Below are 20,540 nucleotides of genomic sequence, written 5' to 3' on the forward strand. Positions count from 1 at the left end.
TTACGCTTTCCAAACATGCACCTCTTCCCCAATGGAAACCCCAAGCGTAGCTGCTGCGTCTCCGTTCCTCCGAGCTACCTCCAATAGCCCATCGCTCCCTACGTACGCACAGAAGTCTCCCTCTGGAACATCCGCAAACGTCCTACTCACTCCCACGACCGTCAGGGATCGGACCCGAACGCGCCACCGAGCTCGCTCACGCAGCTCTTCCTCGATTCCCAACTGCTCAGCCAGCAGCGACGTAACAATGTTCCCGAAGCGGTCGATATGGAGCACCTCACCACTCCAGACACCACCATGCTCTTCACACCGCGGCGGCGGAAGCTGGCACAGAGTCTCCGGAGGTACTGGCTCTCCTACAGCCTCCAGTTCTACTCCACGGGCCAGATGGGCTGCCACTGGAGCAAAGATGTCACGCCCATGGAACGTAGAGCTGACACGAGGCAGATGGTACGCCGAGTTGTTCAACACTACGGCACGGGTGACTCCGTAACGCCGAAGTACAAAGCTCAGTACCCCGTTGTCGGGGGCTACGAAGTACTTGCTATGGCTCTCCACTGCTACGGCTCGCCGTTCTGTCCCCACGCCGGGGTCCACGACAACAACGAAGACAGAGCCCTCAGGGAAGTACGGCTCACCCACCCAGAGAGCATAGGCTCCCTGCCGTACTTGCTGAGGACGTACCATGTGGAGCAGGTCAATGACAGGCACACCCGGAGCAATGTGGGCTATTACCCCCTTGACGACGCCGACGTACGTATCCTGAAGCCCGTAATCGGTCAGCAGCACTATCGGTCCCTTAGCCATCTCCCCGCAGCAGGCTCGTTTCGATCAGCCCTTGCCAAAGACGAAGAAGCTCTGTAGGCTCGTAACGTAAAGCCCCGCAGGGCCATTTTGGATTTTGCATTTTTGTAGCTCCTAAGCGGCTACGTGTCTACCAGCATGTGCTTTCTCCCTTACAAGTGCTGCCAGACAGCAGGGTGGGGAGTTGTGCTCTCTCTCCTCTTCTCCTGCAACGAGCCTCCATCGCCAGTTGGAGCCGAATTCCTCCCAGACACTGCTGAGCTGAAGACACTCTCCTCTGCCGATACGCTCCTCATTGCTGCAGCGTTCACAGAGCGCGTACAGCAGCCTATCTTCAATGTCGGCACCCTCTTCGTGGGACGCTTTCAAGACATGGAAGCCCGTACCCTCCTCCGTTTTACCGACATTCCCGACAGCCTCCCCTACGTCACCGCAGCCGACATCCTACAGGCCACCATAGTGCTTACACCTGAACGCTACGCGCTGGGAGATACCTCAGCAGGCGCAACTCATCTCTCGTTCCAAGTTACCAAGGTCCTTCGACTATGGAGTCCCAAGTCGACGTGGGACAGCCTCTTTGCCGCAGGTGATGCAGGAGTAATAGACCCATTGGAACTGGGGCGCTGGGAGGGGAATATTCCCTTGAGAGACACGGCAGAGCCCGTGCGAGTCGAGCTTAATGAGGCTGGCCGACAGCTCATTGCAGAATGGCTCCGTTTCCAGGCAGACAGCACCTTACGGCAGCAGATTTACGGGATTGCCCTTCTCCCAACTCTTGCAATGACTGCTATCCGAGCATTTGCAACGCAAGCCGTCGGCCGCTTGGAACGACCAGCCCCACAACTACAGGTCGCCTACCGGCGGAGAGACAACGTCATCGACACCTTACGTCTCACCGCCGGCTACGCAGGAAGCTTTATCTCCCCTCCGCAGGCCGATACAACCCGCCTCCTCGTTCTGCAGCCTGGAGTCCAATACGCACCAAGGCTACACATTCGCCTAGATGCCCTCCCAGCGACAGCTGCGATTCACCGTGCCGAACTCCGCCTGTGGGCCGATACTACCACCTACTGGACCAGCAACTACGGCAGACTCCGCACCCTCACCTTGACACCGACTGACTCTGGGGTCCCATCCTGGATCGGTGCAACGGCTACCTACGACGCCGCTAGCAGCAGCTTCATCAGTAAGTCGCTGGCCCCAATCCTGGAGCACTGGCTCCGCCGTGGACGGCGGGGGACACTCTCCATCAGCCTCCCAGCAACAGACCTCTACTCTCGGTTGGACCGGATTACGTTAGAGCGCTCCGGCTCACGAGCCCCACTGCTGGTCATCCTCTATTCGGCCCGAAGACAGCCATGAAGCGCCTCGTAGCTTCCATTCTGGCGCCAATTCTGGCGTGGGCTCAGGGAGGCTCAAACTATTCGATGTTCGGCATCGGCGACCTCAGGCCGAGCGTCGGCGCTCTCTACGACGGAGCCAACTCCAGCGCTGTAGCACTCCCTTCGGAGTATGGCATCAGCACAGTTAACCCTGCCCTCTGGACCTTTGTCACTTCGACCCGTCTTCAGGGCGGCTATCGCTTCCATCAGCAGCGGATCAGCAGCCAAGCAGGGACTGCTGCCCAGAACAATGGCAAAGTAGAGGGGCTCCTCCTGATATTTGCTGTAGACACCAGCAAGGGCTGGAGCGTAGGAACAGGTTTCTACCCGTTGACGTCAGTCAACGCCACGGCCGCTGTCCCACTGAGAGCTGTGGTACTCGACGACACCCTCGTTGGGAGCTACCGCGTCCTCGCTAGCGGTGGCATCACCGTTGCCTACGTGGGGATAGCCATGAAGCCAATCCCTACGGTTGGCGTTGGGCTAAGCGTACGATACTACTTCGGCCTCTTCCAGGCCGAGCGAGTCACTCAGTTCCTTGACCAATGGTCTGCACCCGACACGCAAGCAGTTACTGACTGGCTATCCGGGGTTGGGATGAGCGCTGGTATCTGGCACCGTCCCCATCCCCATTGGCTCTGGGCTGTGGCAATCACCATACCGACCGTACTCTCTACACAGCAAGTGTGGCGATACGCTTATCCCCACACCTTTGCCGATACTACCTTCACCCGAGAGTTCCGTTGGAGCCTCCCGGCCAGTATTGCTGGTGGAATCTCGTACCACCACGGACGCTTGGTAGTAGGCGCGGAGGCCCTCTATGCTGACCTTCGGCGATTGGACTATCGCTCCTCGCCGATCGCAAACTTCCAGCCGCTGTATAGCCTCTCCGCGAGCCTCCTACGGACAGCCTCGCCGCGGGAGGGTCGGAGTTACTGGGACCGCATCGGAGTGGCCGTGGGAGTACGCTGGAGTCGGCTCTACTACCGCGTGCACGGCCACTCGATCTCGGAGTATGCACTCTCTGGTGGCTTGAGTTTACCTTTGGGTAACGCAGCGATGCTCGACATGGCATGTCAGGTCGGCACACGTGGACGGAATATCCCGCGGCTTGTACAGGAGTGGTTCGGACGCTTCTCCTTCACGCTCAGCCTAGGTGAACAGTGGTTCCTCCCGGTACGCCGTCGCTAAGGCGTGCAGTACCTCCGAATGAGCTCTTCGACGAACCGCGTTGTCGAGTACCCCTCCACATACGGTAGAATGACCACCTCACCTCCCCACGAGCGGACAAGCTCTGCACCTGCAATTTGCTCGTACTGGTAGTCCCCACCCTTGACTAGTACGTCGGGCCGGAGCTCCGCAATCAGTGCTGTCGGCGTATCCTCGTCGAAGATGGTAACAAAATCCACCGGCTTCAGCGCCGCAACGAGCGCTGCCCGTTCCTGCTCAGACCGGAGAGGGCGTTTCTCTCCCTTGAGGCGACGCACAGAAGCATCGGAGTTCACGCCCACAATGAGAACATCTCCGAGGCGCCGCGCTTGCTCCAAGTACCGCACATGCCCCAAGTGTAGTACGTCGAAACAGCCATTCGTGAAGACCAGCCGCTTCGCGGACGCTCGTAGATGCTGGCAGAGGGCACCCAAGAGAGCTCGCTCGACTACCATCTTCAAAGCCCCGCCTGAATGACAGCCTCCAGCAAAGCCCTCGGCTGGATTGGAACGACGCCAGGCTCACCGCAGACGACCCCAGCGGCGAAGTTGGCTAATGCTGCTGCTTCCCGGAACGTAGCCCCTGCAACCAGCGCGGCTGCAACCGTCGCAATCACCGTATCCCCAGCTCCGGAAACGTCTGCAACATGTCGGGCCCGGGCAGAAATGAAACTCTCACTCCCATCGGCTTCGCACAGGAACATCCCCTCTTCTCCAAGAGTGATGAGCACCGCTTTGCATTCAAGCCGCCGCTGCAGCTCGACTGCTGCCCACCGAACATCTTCTAATGTCGAGAGCGTCCGCTGGAGTGCTTGGGCAGCCTCGCGCCGATTCGGCTTAAAGAAGGTAGCACCAGTGTAAGCGAAGAAGTTCTCCTGCTTCGGGTCCACCAACACTGGGATGCCCCGCCGGCGCATCAGCTCAATGACAGCTCGGATCAGGTTCGGTGTCAGCATCCCCTTGTTGTAGTCCTGGAAGACCACCGCCTGTAGCCTCGTCTCTGCCTCCAGGAGTTGGAGTACATGGTCAACGATAGAGCTGTTGACTGGGGCTCGCGTCTCTCGATCTAAGCGCACCAGATGCTGCCGATTCCCTAGGATGCGAATCTTCTCCGTCGTTAAGCGACCAGATACACGGAACAGCCCGTGGGTCTCCAACCCTAATCCCCGAACCAAGTTCAGCAACACCTCTCCAGCTGCATCCTGCCCAATCACTCCGATTAGCACTGGCTCGACGCCCAAAGTACAGAGGTTGTGGGCAACGTTGGCAGCCCCACCCAAGCGGACTTCCTCTGCCTCGAAGTCCACCACAGGCACGGGAGCTTCAGGAGAAATCCGCGAGACGCTCCCCCAGAAGTACCGGTCTACCATGACATCCCCAATCACCGCAACCCGTTGTCCACGGCAGAGTTCAAGTAGTTCGTGGGCCCGTTCACTGCTTAGGCTATCCATGGCCTTCACCTTCCCGCAGAACAGCCGAAACAAACCGTAGCGCAGGCAAGTACAAAACTACCGGACCCACACGGAACGCTGCAGCAGAGCGGCAACTGCAATAAAGCCAAACGCTGCTGCGTCCCAAGAGAGCGAATATCTCAGCAACTGCGTAGCAATCGGCTGCAATGGAAGCGAACTTCTCGCAGCGTATGCAGGAGGTTATTCAGCTGAGCCGCGAAGAGGCATTGCGGCTGGGCCATGACTACATTGGTACCGAACACCTTCTGCTGGCCATCCTCCGAGAGGGTAGCGGAATGGCTATTCGCATTCTGCGGAATCTCGGAGTTGATCTCGTCCGGTTGCAGCGTGCGATAGAGGAAAACGTCCGCACCTATGGGGGAACACTGACCATCGGGAACATCCCATTGACGAAGCAGGCGGAGAGGGCTCTGAAACTGAGCTACTTAGAAGCCCGATCGTTGAAATCCGACCTCGTCGGTACCGAGCATCTCCTCCTGGCATTGCTCCGCGAACCAGATACAATTGCCGCCCAGGTCTTGGTCCACTTCAACGTTACCTACGAAGCAGCCCGACAGGAGCTCCAGAACATCCTCAGCGGCCGCCCGAGCGCACCACGAGCAGAACGTGCTGGGCGTGTCCGTACCGCCGAACGCGTCAAAACCCCCGTGCTGGACAATTTCGGACGTGACCTCACGAAGCTCGCCCAGGAAGGGAAGCTGGATCCTGTTATTGGGCGGGAGAAGGAAATCGAACGCGTTGCTCAAGTCCTATCACGCCGCAAGAAGAACAATCCGGTCCTCATCGGCGAACCTGGCGTAGGGAAGACAGCCATCGTAGAGGGCTTGGCGCTCCGGATCGTTGAACGAAAAGTTCCACGAGTGCTGCTGGACAAGCGGATCGTTACCCTAGACTTGGCAGCACTTGTGGCTGGGACAAAGTACCGCGGACAGTTTGAGGAACGCGTCAAAGCTATCCTCAACGAGCTGGAGAAGGCCCGCGATGTCATCCTCTTCATCGACGAGCTCCACACCCTCGTCGGCGCTGGCGGTGCTTCCGGGTCGCTCGACGCTTCCAACATGTTCAAGCCAGCGTTGGCCCGCGGGGAAATCCAGTGCATCGGCGCCACTACTCTGGACGAGTACCGGCAGTACATCGAGAAAGACGGAGCGTTAGAGCGCCGATTCCAAAAGATCTTGATTGACCCACCGAGTCCGGAAGAGACCTTCCACATTCTGATGAGCATCAAGGACCGCTACGAGGCGCATCACGGTGTTGTCTACTCAGAAGAAGCCATTCGGGCCTGTGTCCGCCTAGCTGAACGCTACATCACCGACCGCCACTTCCCAGACAAGGCTATAGACGTCATGGACGAGGCTGGCGCACGGGTCCATCTTGCACATCTGACAGTCCCGAAAGAGATCTGCGAGCTGGAAGAACGGATCGAGCGCATCCGTCAACAGAAGAACCAGGTTGTGCGGATGCAGAACTTCGAAGAGGCTGCCCGTCTCCGAGACCTGGAAAAGAAGCTTCAGGCAGAACTGGAGACACTCAAGGAAGAATGGGAGCTACGCTCTGTAGAAATGGTCTACCCCGTCACGGAGGAGGACGTCGCTGAAGTCGTTGCCATGATGACTGGCATCCCAGTCAATAAGGTTGCTGAGAGCGAACAGCAGAAGCTCCTCAACTTGGAGGAGGAGCTCAAGAAGCACGTCGTTGGCCAAGATGAGGCCATAGAGCACCTGGTGCGAGCCATTCGGCGAGCGCGTGCTGGTCTGAAAGACCCCAATCGTCCCATCGGCTCCTTCATGTTTTTAGGTCCGACGGGCGTTGGGAAGACAGAGCTAGCCAAAGCACTCGCTCGGTGCCTCTTCGACACAGAGGAGGCCCTCATTCGGATTGACATGAGCGAGTATATGGAGAAGCACTCCGTCTCTCGCCTCATCGGCGCCCCACCTGGCTACGTTGGCTACGAAGAGGGAGGCCAGCTTACCGAAAAGGTCCGGCGGAAACCGTACAGCATCATTCTGCTGGACGAGATTGAGAAGGCCCATCCTGATGTGTTCAACATCCTACTCCAAGTCCTCGATGACGGTATCCTTACCGACGGCCTAGGGCGCCGGGTAGACTTCAAGAACACCATCATCATCATGACCAGTAACGTCGGGACTCGAGATATCAAGCCTGGCGGCAAGATCGGCTTCACAGCCCATGCAGAGAGTGACGACTATGAAACCCTCCGCAGCACGATTGAAGAGGCCGTCCGCCGCCTCTTCAACCCTGAGTTCCTCAACCGAGTCGACGAGTTCATCGTCTTCCGTCCACTCAGACGCGAGCACATCTCTCGCATCATCGACATCCAGCTCCAGCGGCTACTCAAGCGTCTGGAGGTTCAGCACATCACCCTAGAGCTTACGAAGCCTGCCCGCGAGTTCCTTGTAGACAAAGGCTTCGACGAAAAGTTCGGCGCCCGACCGCTCCGCCGAGCCCTCCAGCGGTACCTGGAAGACCCGTTAGCGGAAGAGATCCTCAAGGGGAACATCAAAGACGGTGCTCGGGTACGTGTCCGCTTCGACCGCAAGCTCAACCGCTTGTACTTCGTGGACGCCTCACAGCAAGCAAGCGTTGCAAGCGAAGAGGTACAAGAGGAAGGCGTCTCGCCCGAGTAGCCTCTCGCGTTATGCGCACACTACCGCTGGAAGTCAACGGAAAGCTCCATCTAAAGGGCTATCTCCGCGCTGCCATAGAACGGCTTTTCCAGGAGTGGGGGGAAGCACGGTATCGAGCAACCCAGCTCCTGGAGTGGATATACGGCAAGGGCGTGGAGTCGTTCGAGGATATGACAAACCTCCCGAAGGCATTGCGTCACCGACTGGCTGAACGATGCACATTACACACACTCAGTCTCGAGCGATGGCAGCGCTCGGCAATGGATGGAACTTCCAAGCTCTTGTTCCGCCTACCCGACGGGGCAGCCGTTGAAGCGGTCCTAATCCCCTCCAGCAATCCATCAGCCACAGGTTCTCGTCGGCGCCTGACTCTCTGTGTCTCTACACAGGTCGGATGTCCTCTAGGATGCGTGTTTTGCGCAACGGCAACCCTCCGTCTGCGTCGGAATCTCAACGCTGCAGAGATCGTTGACCAACTCCTCCAAGCTCAGCGTCTGGCCGGAGAGCGCATCACGAACATCGTCTTCATGGGCATGGGAGAACCCCTCCTGAACACTGATGCCGTGCTGGATGCCATCCGCATCTGGACCGATCCAGCGGTACGGCTCCTGTCAGCCCGACACATAACGCTCTCAACGGCGGGAATTGTCCCAGAAATCTACCGCCTTGCAGATTCCGGAATCCGCTGCAAGCTTGCTATCTCGCTCCACACCACCAAACAGGAGCTCCGGGAACGCCTCATGCCGATTGCTCGACGCTACTCCCTCCGGGATCTCCAACGGGCTGTCTGCTACTATGCCGAGCGTACACAGCGACCCGTAACGTACGAGTACATCCTCTTCGACGGTCTCAACGACTCCTTAGAAGACGCAGACGAGCTCGCTCGATTCGTTCGGGCTACGCCACCAGCGAAAGTAAACCTTATCCCGTTCCACCCGATTGGCTTCACCCACCCCACGGGAATCGCAGCAACCTTACGCCCTAGCCCGCCCGAGCGCATCGCGGCCTTCCAACAGCGTCTACGGTCCCAAGGAGTCATCGCGACGCTTCGCTCCTCGAGCGGCGTAGACATCAACGCCGCATGTGGCCAATTAGCGTTCTCGTGGGAACACGCCGTGACACACTGCGGCAGCTGAAGCTGGCCGGGTACTGCAACGAGATGTCCCCGCCCTTCTACTTGGGAAGAGGTTAACCCTCTTGGTCCCCAGCCACTCGGAGATACCTTTCTCCGTTAGGAAGGAATCTCCACGGAGACTAAGCGTCGGAGGACTTCTCCGTTGGGACCTGCGCTGATCACACGGAGTAGCACGGCCTCTCCTGGCTTCCGCTGACCCAGTAGCCGCCGGAACTCCGTCACTGAACGGACCGGTGTATTCCCCACATGGGTGATGACATCCCCACGGCGCAAGCCACGCTCCCAAGCGTGGCTGTACGGGGTGACCTGGACGACCTCTACTCCGTCTTCGACCTCAAGCTGGTTGCGCTGCCGCTCAGACAGCGGTCCCACGCTGAGACCTAGCTTGTCCAAGTCAACCAAACGCTCCGCTGTTCCTTCAGAAGAGCCTGGTTCCTCCGTATCAGAGGTACGGGCAGCTGTGCCACTCTCGTCGCGGCGGCGCAAGGTAACGGACTTTTCTATTTTTTTACCATCACGCCAGATCGTGAGGCGAACCGTCTGTCCAGCTCGCCGAGTAGCCACTAGCCCCTGCAGATGGTTTGGGCTCTTGACCGGGGTGCCATCGAATTCCAGGATGACATCCCCTTCGCGAATCCCTGCGCGCTCAGCCGCCCCGCCCTTGACGACGCTCGAGACAATTGCCCCCTGAGGCTTGTCTAGCCCTATGGCTTTGGCAGTGACGTCATCTACAGGCTGGATCTGTACTCCGATGTAGCCACGGTCAATCTTGCCGTCTTCCATCAGATCCTCTATGACCGCGCGCACGATGTCAATCGGCACCGCGAAGCCATACCCTTGGTAGAACCCAGTTGTGGTTGCGATCGCTGTGTTGATTCCGATCAAGCTCCCTTGCAGCGTGAAGAGTCCTCCGCCGCTATTCCCAGGGTTGATGGCTGCATCGGTCTGAATGAAGTTCTCCACAGCGTATGGGTCTCCCCCAAGCACGCCCAATCCTCCGCGTCCCACAGCACTGATGATGCCCGCTGTAACGGTGGAGCGCAGCCCGAACGGGTTACCTACCGCAATCACCCACTCGCCTACACGGACATCCTCGATCTTGCCGAAATGCGCTGGCTTAAGACCCCGTGCCTCAACCTTGAGCAGGGCTAGGTCTGTCAGCGGATCACGCCCGACAATCTTCGCCCGAAATTCCTTACCATCATGCGTGACAACGCGAATGTCCTCCTCCTTGGCATTCTCCACCACATGGTTGTTGGTGACGATGTAGCCGTCCTCCGTCACGATAACTCCAGAACCCTGGGAGCGCTGTGGTGGCGGAGACATGTCAGGATGTTCCTCGAAGAAGCGTCGGAAGGGACCAAAGAACTCAAAGATATCCCGCCGCTGCCCCCGCTCTCGAAGAATCCTTATACCCACCACCGAAGGGGTAACCGCATTAGCAACATCGACGAAGACTTGGTTGAGTTGTCGAACGGCCTCGCTGAGCTGGATTGGAGGCTGCTTAGCCCCAAGGGTGGACGAATTCGGGCGAGTCTGTGCTAGCAACGTCCCAATAGCGCTCCCAGAACCCAAATGGGACACCAACACAATCCCCATCACCATGCCGACAGAAATTAAGCCGACGGCCGCTAAGAGCATCCGCCGATCCATCTCTCGCCTCCAGCAAAGCGTTTGTTGAACGGACACTCAAACTCCCACGCTTTTAGACGAAAGCCTCATCGGGCTCGTATTAACCCTGAAGCACCGCAATGAGTAGCGCGACAGCCGCAGCAACAAGTACGACACAGAAAAGCGGGAAAAGGACGGCGAGACGCTGGACCCTTTGCAGGCGACGCTGCAACTCTTGGAGTGCCTGTTCGATTTCCACCATCCGCTGCAAGGAGCTCTCCGAGGGCTGAAGAGCTAACGGTGAAGCCACCTCGGGAACATGGAGATGGAGAAGGGCCGAAGCAAGTTCTGAGAGCTGCGCCTCCAGCTGCTGAAAGCGTCCTTCTATGCTCTGCAGTAACTGCTGACGGAGCCGCTGTAGATCTGAGGCTTCTCGAAGCTGTTCCAGCTGCTGGCGAAGCTCCGCATTATCGCGTTGTGCCAGCAGACGGATTACTTCTATGCGCTGCTGCCACTCCCGCAGCTCTTCCTGTAGACTGCGAAGAGTGATAGCAATCTTCTGTTCGGTGGTCCGCACCAGCGCCTCGGCCTGCGCCAGTACTTCAGCTGCTTGTTCCGCAAAGCGCTCTGGGAACCTGCTAACTCGCTGAACCTCTGTCTCAAGCTGCTCCATACGGGCGACGAGATCACGTGCCCCCACAGTCCGCTGAACGAGTAAGGTAAGGGTCTTTTCCACCTCCTGGTGCAGCAGTCGCAAGGCTGCTTCGGAGCGTTGTTGGAGGCGCTCCAGCTCCTGCTCCATCTGCTCCTGTTGCTGTCGCAGCTGGCGGAGTAGTCTTTCCACTTCTGTAAAGGCTTCCGCGTAGGCATGCGCTTGCTGCCGGACAGTCTCAAAGAGGGCCTCAATCTCGCTCCTCAATGCCTTGCTCCCCACCATGAGCGTGTGTACTCCAGGAAGTAGCTCAGGGCGGCACTCAGCTCTGCCAAGAGATCGCGTTCCAGCTCAGGGATCGGCTCCGGTGAACACCGTAGCAAGATGTCGTACATGTCATATCGGAATTGTTCGTCTTCCCGCATGAGCTGCGAACAGTGTTCTTGCAAGAAGGCATACAGCAACCCTTCAGCAGCCAGCTCCTCATAGAACCGGCGCGGCACCCCATGGCAAAAGTACCAGCCTCGTATCTCAGACGTTGGCAAGAGTGCCCTTCTAGCCCAAAGGAACTCCCTCGGCAGTCAGTATCGGCAGCTTCTCGGAGAAGCTGAACGCATGCCAACGACGACTATCTCCTCGGCAGTCTCTGGAGTCTGCGCATCGCCCGATCACCTCTTGGAGACTCTATTGGCTGACTGTCGGGCATCGCTAGCACAGTGTAACGAACAACTCGTCCGCAAAGCGTTTTACTTCTGTGTCGAAGCTCATAGAGAGAGCCTCCGTGCTTCCGGCGAACCATACTACACCCACCCCGTTGAGGTTGCTCGCATCGTTGCCCGCGAGATCGCCCTCGACGACATCTCCGTCGCTGCTGCCCTCCTCCATGACGTCCTAGAAGACTCCGAGTTCACCTACCAAGACCTACAGGCAGAGTTCGGTAGTACTATTGCCGACATTGTCGAGAGTGTGACGAAAATCGCTGATTTGGTTGAGAGCCGTACCATCACTGAGGCGGAAACCTATCGGAAGCTTTTGCTCTCCCTCATTCGGGATGTTCGAGCAATTCTGGTGAAGCTGGCTGACCGCCTCCACAACATGCGTACGATTGGTGCGCTCCCTCCGGAGCGGCAGGCTCGGATCGCACGTGAAACTCTCGATATCTACGTGCCCTTCGCCCACCGGTTAGGATTGGCCAACCTGAAGTGGGAATTGGAAGACCTCGCCTTCAAAGTCCTCAACCCTGAAAGCTATGCTGCAATCGCCAAAGCTTTGCAGGAGACACGCGCTGAGCGGGAGGCTTACATCCGCCGAGTCATTGCCCCGATTGAAGAGCACTTGCATGCCCACGGGCTACAGTTTGAGATCACTGGGCGCCCTAAGAACCTCTACTCCATCCACTACAAGATGGTCACCCGCGGCAAGCCACTAGAGGAGATCTACGACCTCTTCGCCATTCGTATCATCCTGGACACAGACGACAGCAGCGAGTGTTACTTCGCCTACGGGCTCATCACGCAGCTTTTCACTCCAATCCCAGAACGTTTCAAAGACTTCATCGCAGTCCCGAAGAAGAATGGCTACCGTTCGCTCCATACCACAATCATCGGCCCTGAAGGCAGACCGGTGGAAATCCAGATTCGCACGCGCGCCATGCACGAAGTAGCCGAGCGCGGCGTCGCCGCCCACTTCCGCTATAAGGCAGAACAGGGCGCGCTCCCTGCCTGGAAGGATGATCCAGAGCTGGAAGAATGGATCCAGTGGGTTCGGGAGCTCTTCGAGAAACGTTCCCGTGAAGAGGCAGCTGCAGAGCTGCTGGAAAGCTTTCGTCTCAACCTCTACCAGGACGAAATCTACGTTTTCACCCCCAAGGGCGAGCTGAAGCGCTTGCCGAAGGGGGCTACTCCATTAGACTTCGCTTTCGCTATCCACACCGAAATCGGCCATCACTGCATTGGTGCCAAAGTCAACGGACGCATTGTCCCCTTGGATTACCGACTCCAGACAGGGGACCAAGTGGAAATCCTCACCTCCAAACACCAGGCTCCCAGCCGTGACTGGGAGCAGATCGTCGTCACGCACAAAGCAAAGTCGTACATCCGCCGATACCTCAACGAACAGAAACGCCTCAAGCAGCAAGAGGGCCAACAAGCTCTGGAAAAGCGGCTGCGGAAGGCTCGGATAACTGTCCGCGAGGAAGACCTGGAGCGGGTTGCTCACCTACTCAAGTACGAAAACCGGGCTGCCCTCTACTATGCCATCGGAACCGGAGCTGTAGCCCCCGAGCTAGTCGTCACTCTCCTGCAGCAGCGCCACCGCGACGGCTCTATGGCTGAAGAATCTGCGAAGCCTTCTCCGGCTGAGCAAGCCACAGAGCTCGCTCAGCACTCCAGCACCGGCATTGAGCTTCTTGGCACCCCGACGGGGAATACACCGCTCCTCTACTCCTATGCTCGCTGCTGCAACCCCATCCCCGGTGACGACATCGTCGGGGTCATCACACTCGGGAGTGGAATCCGAGTGCACCGGCGCTCATGCCGAAACGTACAGGAGTTCCTTGCGTCTAACCATCCTCGCCTGGTCCAAGTCCGTTGGGGGAACGTGGGAGATGAGGAGTTCCTAACAGCCCTCCGGATTACCGGCGATGACCGCCCTGGAATGCTCCACGACATCACAAAAGCAATTGTCGCTTGCGACCGCACGAACATACGCTCGGTGAACATCGACTCTTACGGCGGCATCTTCGAGGGGATCTTCACCCTCTACGTCCGCAACACAGAGCACCTAGAGCGGCTCATAGAGAAGCTGCGGCGCATCCGTGGCGTCCGTACAGTTACCCGCCCCGACAGCTTCTAAGTCTTCAGCCGCTTCTTCCGCGCTGCTGGGAAGAGAACGTTGTTCAAGATCAGCCGGTATCCCGGCGAGTTCGGGTAGAGCGACAGGTCCGTCGGAGGGTCTCCAACAGCGTGCTGATAGTCCTCTGGGTCGTGTCCCCCGTACCACGCGAACATGCCGCGGCCAACAGTGCCGTAGATGTACTTGACTTCGTTCGTGCCTTCGCGCTTTGCCAAGACGACCACGGACGGCTTCAACAGCTCCTCCCGAAACGCCGTCGTCTGCCCTAAGAAGCCTTGGATGACGTTCACGTGGCATTGCGTCAGCATCGTCGGTACAGGATCGAGCTTGGCAGAAAAGTCAAACAGGGTGAAGTAGTCAGACGACGGGTCCGCTAACCCCGTCGGGCCAACATCGATGTTGGAGAACTCGTACACGTAGGGGTTCATCTCGAGCGTGAAATTCTGGAAGGCGAAGGTGCGGGAGAAGTCCAGCTTTCGGTTTGCGTCCGGATCAGCGGGATCCCCGTCGAACATCTCCGCGCAGATGTCCACATCGCGGGCTGCTAAGGCAATGTCATACGTGTCCGTAGCGCTGCACATAGCGAACATGAAGCCACCGTCGAGAACAAACTCCCGGATCTTCTCCACCACCGCCTTCTTCAGCTCGGAGACCTTCCGGAAGCCCAACTTCCGGGCAGTAGCCTCCTGGAGGGCCACCTGCTGCTGGTACCACGTCGTATGGGCAAAGGCAGCCCAGAACTTGCCGTACTGGCCCGTGAAGTCTTCGTGGTGGAGATGGAGCCAGTCGTAGTCCCGCAGCTTTCCTGCCAATACCTCTTCGTCCCAGACCTTGTCGTACGGGATTTGAGCATACTCCAGCACAAGCTGGACGGCATCGTCCCATGGCTTAGCTGTAGGCATCACGTAGACAGCGAGTCGCGGGGCCCGTTCCAGCCGGACGACATCCATGTTGGCTTCTGGATCCTGGACCTCCGCGTACACATGGGCTGCCTCTGTAGCAGAAAGGACCTCAAAGGAAACACCGCGTGCACGGCACTCAGCAGCGATGTCGGGCAGATACTCCATCAGGAACGAGCCGCCGCGGTAGTTGAGGAGCCAATCCACCCAGCGCCCCTGCTGTAGGTTCCAGTATGCTATCCCGTAGGCCCGAAGATGATCGGTCTGGCTGAGGTCCATGGGGATGAGCAACTTCTGCTGTGCCCACAGCGATTCCCCCAAGACGAGTCCAGCAAGGATCAGGACGCGCTGCATCGCTCTTCCTTCCAGACTGAGAATTCCTGCCTGCCCGTGGACGTACTACAACGGCCGGTAGCGTACGGCTGCGGGCGGTAATTTTGCGCGTCCCACTGAGCCTTACGGCCACCGATGAGCAACTATCAGTACATCCGCACGTACCGCTACGACAACGATCCAAGGGTAGGGGTGGTGCAGCTCAATCGCCCTGAGAAGCTCAATGCTCTGAGCCTCCCGCTCATGGAGGAGCTACTTGCGGCATTAGAAGCCTACGACGCGGACCCCGAGATCCGCTGTATGGTGCTCCACGGCAACGAGCGGGCGTTTGCCGCTGGTGCCGATATTGACGAGATGGCCGATGCCGACAGCATCGAGATGCTGCTCCGAGACCAGTTCCGCAAGTGGGAGCGCATCAGTGCACTGAAGAAGCCACTCATCGCCGCTGTTAGCGGATACGCTCTCGGCGGAGGCTGTGAGCTGGCTATGCTCTGCGACATGATCATTGCCAGCGAAACGGCCCAATTCGGACAGCCCGAAATCAACATCGGCGTCATACCTGGAGCCGGAGGGACCCAGCGCTTGACACGCACTATAGGTAAGGCAATGGCGATGGAGTTGGTCCTCACTGGCCGCTTCCTCTCGGCTCACGAGGCCTATCGTCTGGGATTGGTAAACCGTGTTGTTCCAGTGGAAGCCTACTTGGAAGAGGCATTGGCTCTGGCGTCACTTATTGCCTCGAAGCCACCAATCGCTGTGCGCTTGGCCAAGGAAGCCGTGCTGAAAGCCCTCAGCACCCCGCTAGAGGTTGGAATAGAGTTTGAGCGCAAGAACTTCTACCTCCTCTTCTCTACCGCTGACCAGAAGGAGGGTATGCAAGCCTTCCGGGAGAAGCGCTCGCCAAATTGGAAGGGTCGCTGAATGTCGCACGAGCTGCAATCTCCGATGGCGTTCCAGACAATCCTCTACACCACTTCCGACGGCGTTGCCACCATCACCCTGAACCGTCCCGAAGCCCACAACGCTATCAACGCCCAAATGGGGGAGGAACTCCTGCAAGCACTCCAGCAAGCACGGGAAGACTCCGAGGTCCGCTGCATCGTGCTTACCGGCGCCGGCAAAGCCTTCTGTGCCGGGCAGGATTTGAAAGAGGTACCACCGCCACCAACAGACTTCTTCGGGCAGGTCCTCCGCCAGCGCTATAACCCTCTCATCCGGATGCTGCGCAGCATTCCGAAGCCCATCATTGGCGCAATCAACGGCGTCGCTGCGGGTGCTGGCCTGGGACTGGCGTTGGCAACAGACTTCCGAATCATGAGTAGCGCTGCTCGCTTCGTGGAGGCTTTCATCGGCATTGCACTAGTACCAGATTCTGGCTGTAGCTTCTTCTTCACCCGCCTACTAGGGTATGCTCGTGCGTTCGAGTTTGCAACGCTCAACAAGCCTATCTCCGCGGAACAAGCACTCCAGTGGGGACTCGTCAACGTGGTTGTCTCTGCGGAGGCCTTCCCAATGGCCGTCCAGCGACTTGCTCAGACGTATGCCCAAGGTCCAACCCAGGCGTATGGCTACGTCAAGGAGCTCCTCAACCGTTCCCTTGTCGCGTCGCTAGAGGATATCCTGGAGTTGGAGGCGGAATACCAGCAAAAGGCTGGGGAGACTCCAGACTATGCCGAAGGCCTCCGCGCTTTCTTAGAGAAGCGTGCGCCACACTTCACCGGCAAACCGCGTCAAGAACTGCAAGGGCACAGATGATGCTCTGGCGCTGGTGGAGAGCTTTGTGGCAGCCCACCTTAGCAGATATCCGGCTACTCGTTAGTGATGTTGACGGTACCCTCGTTATCGGCGAGGAAACCCTCCCAGACTCGACGGCTGAGCTCCTACGGTCCTTGCATCGGTGTGGAGTCCAGCTTGCCCTTGCCAGTGCACGACCGTATCCCAGCCTTGCGGCGCTTGTTCGTCAAGCTCATGTCTCTGCCTGGATCATCTCGCTCGACGGAGCTCTATTGCATGCTCCTGATGGAGAGCTGCGTTTCTCTGTCCCTTTCCCAGCAGAGATCCTACGCTCACTCGTAGAGCTTGCCGGCCACTATGCCGTGCACTATGCAACCTTCACCCCCGAAGGTCTCTACCGCATGGCCGACGTCCATATTCCATCGTACCTAGATGACCCTCTCCTCCCACGTTTCCAGGCGCAGCTCTTAGCCGATTTCTTCCGCCATCCCGCCGTGCTCTTCTGCCTGAGCGGTCCCCAAGCCCACGCCTTAGGGTTTGTCCAAGCCGTAGAAAGTCTGCCGCGCCGCATACGCCGCCATCTGAGCATCGCCGCCGTGGAATCGGCAAGCCAACCAGGACTCACGGTAGTTGAGATCCGGATGCGGGCTGCTCACAAAGGGACGGCAGCCCAAGCTCTCCAGAAGCTCTTGGGCATCCCCCGCCGTGCGACGCTTGCTGTTGGCGACTACCGCAATGACCTTTCCCTCTTTGCCATTGCAGGCCTCCGAGTCGCCATGGCAGATGCAGTCGCGGAGCTCCGTAGCAAAGCTGACTGGATCACTGAGCGCCCTGCTACGGAACGTGGGATTGACGATGTCCTCCGCCGCCTCCTCCAAGAATGCTGATGGGCACCCTCTACGGCTTTCTGTGCACGGACCACTTCTCATTCACTGACAGGTCTGGTTATGCCCAGCAGAAACTCCAGTCTGACACCTTGCCGGCTGCCACGGCGGAGATCACAGAGAGAAGTTCCGAAGCCGGTAGCTGAGCTGCAGCATCGCATATCGCCCTAAGACACGGGTAGAGCTGTCCTCAACGTACTGCCCTGTGACGGTCCGGCTAATCCCCCTATTCTGGTTGAGCACATCAGCAACTACCAGCCGCACCTCAGCGGCATTGTTCTCCAGGAAACGATATCCGACGCCGAGGTTCCATAGTACAACCGGCTTGTCCAGCTCACCTCCCAGCCCACTGTAAGCACGACCACGGAGCTGAGAGGACAAGACCCATGGTCCTGGCATGAGCGTAACATCGGCCGAGAAAGCGTGCTGTAGATACCGGCTGCTGCCACTCGGAGCGGTGGTCAAGACACGCGAAAGGGTGAGGTAATACGCCACAGAAAAGTCTACCCGCTCGCTCCAGTTGCTGCTTACGGTGACCCCAGCCGAGGGAGCTACCCAGTCTGTCTGGACTAGCATGCCGTTGACTCTGCTCGGTATCCTGGAGAAATCAACCGAGGCCGTCAAGCTCAATGTGCTCCGTAGCCACGGTGCAGGGAGCCCAAACACCCAAAAGGTCCGTCCGCTCCAGTAACCGCTGAGGTTCACTGGTACCGTATACTGCCCTCCCCGGGGCAGCGGGACTCCAGCAATAGTAGTATCCCGCTGCACTATGGTCGTCTCGCTACTGATGTAGTCCACGGCGTAGGATAGGTGGAGAATCCCGAAGAACAGACGGCCTCCGAAGGGGTCCGTGGCAGAGTAGCGGGCAAAGAGGGTATGAGTATAGCTGGGACGCAGCGACGGGTTGCCTGTAGCCAGCGCTGGTGGAGTGCTGTTATCTACCGCCGTGCCTAATTGCGCTGGAGAGGGCGTTGTAACGAACGAGCGGTAGACGAGGCGCAGGTTCTGCAAGCGAGTAGGGCGATACTCCAACATGAAGAAGGGAAGCCAGAACCGGAAGTCCCGCAATTCAGACCGTGGTGACTGTGGTCGCTCCTCCGTCTGCAGTCGTTGCCATGAGTGCTCTACTCGAGCAGTCCATTGGAAGACACTGCCTTGGTACATGTATGCCATCCCCACCCGATGTTCTACCACTTGCCGCAGCAGATCTGAGGTGAGTGTCAGTAGCGGTGACTGCAGCAATCCGGCCGTATCAGTGCCCCATGCTTCTTGGCGCAACTGCCCCCAATCCCAGGCTGGAGCATAGCGGAACTGGAGAACGGTAAGGCTATCCAACGGCTCCGTGTACGTGGCCGTAATTGATAGCGCGCTGCTACTCTGCCGACGTGTTACGAGCTGAGTGACTACAGAGTCCTCCGAGGAAGCCCGCTGGAGGGAAAGAGAGATTGTCTGCTGCGTACGGCGCTGTTGAGGGGTATAGTCACCTTCCAGCTCAACGGAGAAGGAGCGATTCGGTGCAAAGCGCCGTACAACGAGCAGTTGAGTGGAACCCTGGAGCACGCGATTCGTCGTCGAGCTTGTAGCCGTCAGGCAGGAGACTGTATCCCCATGTGCCCCGAGCAATGCTCCCCATATTGTCGGACGGCTCTCCGTAGGCTGAAAGGTCAGGCGCGGTGAGAGTAGGACCGTGGTTGCCGTATCTGGTGAGAGCTCTGCCCGCACGTTCAATCGATGCGTCCCCAGCTCTCCCTCAGAGTAGCTCCGCTCAGCGTAGGAGCTCCCGAGACTATCCACGCTGAAGTAGGAGCGGTGGAGCGTGGCGTCTGAGGTATTGAAGAGGGCATTGAAGAGGTAGCTGCCGGTCACATCCAACCAGCTCCCCCAGCGGTTGGAGTACATGCCTCCGACGGAATGAGCTGTGTTGATGCCGCCCTGTTCAGGGACAAAGAAGGTGCCCAACTGAGCGAAGGGTCCACGTGGGCCTCCCCGCTGCCCACCGCCTGGTGGACCTGGGAAGCGACCCCCAGCGAACATCATCCGAAGGAGGCTCGGCGGAGGTCCCCCTGAGAAAGACCGTTGACCGGCGAAGTTGATGATGCCCAACACATCGTCCAGCACAAAGTTCTGCTGATTGATGTTGTTCGTCATCCCTACCACGGAGAACCGGAGCGTATCTCGGAAGAAGTTCAGCGTTGCACCTGCCTGGTAGCGCGAGTCGCTCCCGTACCCGCCGTACACCCGCCCGAAACGCCCTGTGCGTAGTGAGGGGTTCGTGATGATGTTGAGAGTACGTTCTGCGGAACTCGGGTCGCGGACACCAGTCAAGCGAGCCTGGTCACTCTCTCGGTCGAAGACCTGCACCGACTGAACAACCTCCGCCGGTAGGTTGCGGAGGACGGCCATCGGATCCTGTCCGAAGAACTCCCGACCATCCACCAAGACACGCTGGACCGTCTCCCCAAAGGCTTGCAACTGGCCGCCTCGAGAGGTCACCCCAGGCAGCTTCCGGACTAGATCTTCGGCCGTAGCGTCAGGATTGACCTTGTACGCTGAAGCAGCATACTCTACAGTATCGCCCTTGACCCTTGCCCGTTCCTGCATGGCCTCCACCGTCACTTCCTCTGCCTGTACGGCCGCAACCTCCAAGGAGAGTACCCCAAGGTCCTGGGACTCCAACACGACGAGCACTCGTTCCAATGCTTTGTACCCAACTGAGTGCACCCGAAGTCGGTATCGGCCTCCGCTAGGAAGGCTGAGCTGGAATTCCCCTTGGGGGTTCGTCACTGCTCCCCAGCGCCGTGTCGTATCTGGTAGAGTCTGCACTACCACAGTGGCACCGGGGATAGGGCTCCGCTGAGCGGCATCAACGACCCGACCTTGGAGGCTCAACTGAGCTGACACCTCACCTACGGCTAGGACAAAGAG

At 58.5% G+C, this 20,540-nt stretch carries 16 protein-coding genes; 8 read left to right on the forward strand and 8 right to left on the reverse strand.

The window, feature by feature from the left end:
* A complete protein-coding gene (locus NZ960_04480) occupies positions 1-807 on the reverse strand; it encodes an SAM-dependent chlorinase/fluorinase (GenBank protein ID MCS7176865.1) in 807 nt (268 codons plus the stop codon).
* Positions 808-942: 135 nt separating this feature from the next.
* Between NZ960_04480 and NZ960_04485 the strand changes: the two genes are divergently transcribed.
* Positions 943-2,166 carry a hypothetical protein gene (locus NZ960_04485; GenBank protein ID MCS7176866.1) on the forward strand — a complete coding sequence of 408 codons (1,224 nt, stop codon included), beginning with the start codon at positions 943-945 and terminating at the stop codon, positions 2,164-2,166.
* The gene (locus NZ960_04490) at positions 2,163-3,377 is read left to right on the forward strand and encodes a hypothetical protein (protein ID MCS7176867.1); all 1,215 of its coding nucleotides are present in this window, start codon (positions 2,163-2,165) and stop codon (positions 3,375-3,377) included. The genes NZ960_04485 and NZ960_04490 overlap by 4 nt, the downstream gene beginning before the upstream one ends.
* Here the strand turns inward: NZ960_04490 and rfaE2 are convergent.
* Both rfaE2 and NZ960_04500 read right to left on the reverse strand, forming a co-directional pair.
* Positions 3,374-3,850 (reverse strand): D-glycero-beta-D-manno-heptose 1-phosphate adenylyltransferase, encoded by a 477-nt coding sequence (rfaE2, locus tag NZ960_04495; GenBank protein ID MCS7176868.1) that lies wholly within the window; start codon positions 3,848-3,850, stop codon positions 3,374-3,376. The two genes, NZ960_04490 and rfaE2, sit on opposite strands and share 4 nt — an antisense overlap.
* Positions 3,851-3,852: 2 nt before the next feature.
* Positions 3,853-4,845, reverse strand: a complete 993-nt coding sequence (locus NZ960_04500) for a bifunctional ADP-heptose synthase (GenBank protein MCS7176869.1) — start codon at positions 4,843-4,845, stop codon at positions 3,853-3,855.
* A gap of 167 nt (positions 4,846-5,012) precedes the next feature.
* On the opposite strand from NZ960_04500, the gene NZ960_04505 reads away from it, so the two are divergent.
* Both NZ960_04505 and rlmN read left to right on the forward strand, forming a co-directional pair.
* Positions 5,013-7,514: an ATP-dependent Clp protease ATP-binding subunit gene (locus tag NZ960_04505; protein MCS7176870.1), complete on the forward strand. Its 2,502-nt coding sequence runs from the start codon at positions 5,013-5,015 to the stop codon at positions 7,512-7,514.
* A gap of 11 nt (positions 7,515-7,525) precedes the next feature.
* Positions 7,526-8,650 carry a 23S rRNA (adenine(2503)-C(2))-methyltransferase RlmN gene (gene rlmN, locus NZ960_04510; protein ID MCS7176871.1) on the forward strand — a complete coding sequence of 375 codons (1,125 nt, stop codon included), beginning with the start codon at positions 7,526-7,528 and terminating at the stop codon, positions 8,648-8,650.
* 95 nt (positions 8,651-8,745) lie between these two features.
* Here rlmN and NZ960_04515 read toward each other — a convergent pair whose 3' ends face one another.
* The 3 genes from NZ960_04515 to NZ960_04525 form a co-directional block, all read right to left on the reverse strand.
* Positions 8,746-10,302, reverse strand: coding sequence for a Do family serine endopeptidase (locus tag NZ960_04515; protein ID MCS7176872.1), 1,557 nt, complete (start codon positions 10,300-10,302; stop codon positions 8,746-8,748).
* A 79-nt stretch (positions 10,303-10,381) separates the two neighbouring features.
* Positions 10,382-11,179 (reverse strand): hypothetical protein, encoded by a 798-nt coding sequence (locus tag NZ960_04520; GenBank protein MCS7176873.1) that lies wholly within the window; start codon positions 11,177-11,179, stop codon positions 10,382-10,384.
* Entirely contained in the window at positions 11,176-11,415 is a 240-nt protein-coding gene (locus NZ960_04525) for a hypothetical protein (GenBank protein ID MCS7176874.1), read from the reverse strand. Before NZ960_04525 ends, NZ960_04520 begins: the two co-directional genes overlap by 4 nt.
* Before the next feature lie 112 nt (positions 11,416-11,527).
* Here NZ960_04525 and NZ960_04530 point away from each other — a divergent pair, with 112 nt between their 5' ends.
* Positions 11,528-13,765: a bifunctional (p)ppGpp synthetase/guanosine-3',5'-bis(diphosphate) 3'-pyrophosphohydrolase gene (locus NZ960_04530; GenBank protein MCS7176875.1), complete on the forward strand. Its 2,238-nt coding sequence runs from the start codon at positions 11,528-11,530 to the stop codon at positions 13,763-13,765.
* On the opposite strand, the gene NZ960_04535 is transcribed toward NZ960_04530, so the two are convergent.
* Positions 13,762-15,018, reverse strand: coding sequence for an asparagine synthetase B (locus tag NZ960_04535; protein ID MCS7176876.1), 1,257 nt, complete (start codon positions 15,016-15,018; stop codon positions 13,762-13,764). The genes NZ960_04530 and NZ960_04535 overlap by 4 nt on opposite strands.
* A gap of 114 nt (positions 15,019-15,132) precedes the next feature.
* Between NZ960_04535 and NZ960_04540 the strand changes: the two genes are divergently transcribed.
* The 3 genes from NZ960_04540 to NZ960_04550 are packed head-to-tail and all read left to right on the forward strand — an operon-like array spanning position 15,133 to position 17,618.
* Positions 15,133-15,918, forward strand: coding sequence for an enoyl-CoA hydratase-related protein (locus tag NZ960_04540; GenBank protein ID MCS7176877.1), 786 nt, complete (start codon positions 15,133-15,135; stop codon positions 15,916-15,918).
* Positions 15,919-15,942: 24 nt separating this feature from the next.
* Positions 15,943-16,752: an enoyl-CoA hydratase-related protein gene (locus NZ960_04545; protein ID MCS7176878.1), complete on the forward strand. Its 810-nt coding sequence runs from the start codon at positions 15,943-15,945 to the stop codon at positions 16,750-16,752.
* Positions 16,749-17,618, forward strand: coding sequence for a Cof-type HAD-IIB family hydrolase (locus NZ960_04550; GenBank protein MCS7176879.1), 870 nt, complete (start codon positions 16,749-16,751; stop codon positions 17,616-17,618). The genes NZ960_04545 and NZ960_04550 overlap by 4 nt, the downstream gene beginning before the upstream one ends.
* 111 nt (positions 17,619-17,729) lie before the next feature.
* On the opposite strand, the gene NZ960_04555 is transcribed toward NZ960_04550, so the two are convergent.
* On the reverse strand, positions 17,730-20,516 hold the full coding sequence (locus tag NZ960_04555) for an outer membrane beta-barrel protein (GenBank protein ID MCS7176880.1): 2,787 nt from the start codon (positions 20,514-20,516) through the stop codon (positions 17,730-17,732).
* Positions 20,517-20,540 lie beyond the last annotated feature (24 nt).

The sequence above is a fragment of the Candidatus Kapaibacterium sp. genome, from assembly GCA_025059875.1.
GTDB lineage: Bacteria > Bacteroidota > Ignavibacteria > Kapaibacteriales > HRBIN21 > HRBIN21.

Bases quoted from the DNA above. Each gene is read 5' to 3' on its own strand.
- NZ960_04485 (MCS7176866.1), top strand. From the start codon at position 943: ATGTGCTTTCTCCCTTACAAGTGCTGCCAGACAGCAGGGTGGGGAGTT.
- NZ960_04550 (MCS7176879.1), top strand. From the start codon at position 16,749: ATGATGCTCTGGCGCTGGTGGAGAGCTTTGTGGCAGCCCACCTTAGCA.
- NZ960_04535 (MCS7176876.1), bottom strand. From the start codon at position 15,018: ATGCAGCGCGTCCTGATCCTTGCTGGACTCGTCTTGGGGGAATCGCTG.
- rfaE2 (MCS7176868.1), bottom strand. From the start codon at position 3,850: ATGGTAGTCGAGCGAGCTCTCTTGGGTGCCCTCTGCCAGCATCTACGA.
- NZ960_04500 (MCS7176869.1), bottom strand. From the start codon at position 4,845: ATGGATAGCCTAAGCAGTGAACGGGCCCACGAACTACTTGAACTCTGC.
- rlmN (MCS7176871.1), top strand. From the start codon at position 7,526: ATGCGCACACTACCGCTGGAAGTCAACGGAAAGCTCCATCTAAAGGGC.
- NZ960_04490 (MCS7176867.1), top strand. From the start codon at position 2,163: ATGAAGCGCCTCGTAGCTTCCATTCTGGCGCCAATTCTGGCGTGGGCT.
- NZ960_04530 (MCS7176875.1), top strand. From the start codon at position 11,528: ATGCCAACGACGACTATCTCCTCGGCAGTCTCTGGAGTCTGCGCATCG.
- NZ960_04545 (MCS7176878.1), top strand. From the start codon at position 15,943: ATGGCGTTCCAGACAATCCTCTACACCACTTCCGACGGCGTTGCCACC.
- NZ960_04480 (MCS7176865.1), bottom strand. From the start codon at position 807: ATGGCTAAGGGACCGATAGTGCTGCTGACCGATTACGGGCTTCAGGAT.
- NZ960_04505 (MCS7176870.1), top strand. From the start codon at position 5,013: ATGGAAGCGAACTTCTCGCAGCGTATGCAGGAGGTTATTCAGCTGAGC.
- NZ960_04515 (MCS7176872.1), bottom strand. From the start codon at position 10,302: ATGGATCGGCGGATGCTCTTAGCGGCCGTCGGCTTAATTTCTGTCGGC.
- NZ960_04540 (MCS7176877.1), top strand. From the start codon at position 15,133: ATGAGCAACTATCAGTACATCCGCACGTACCGCTACGACAACGATCCA.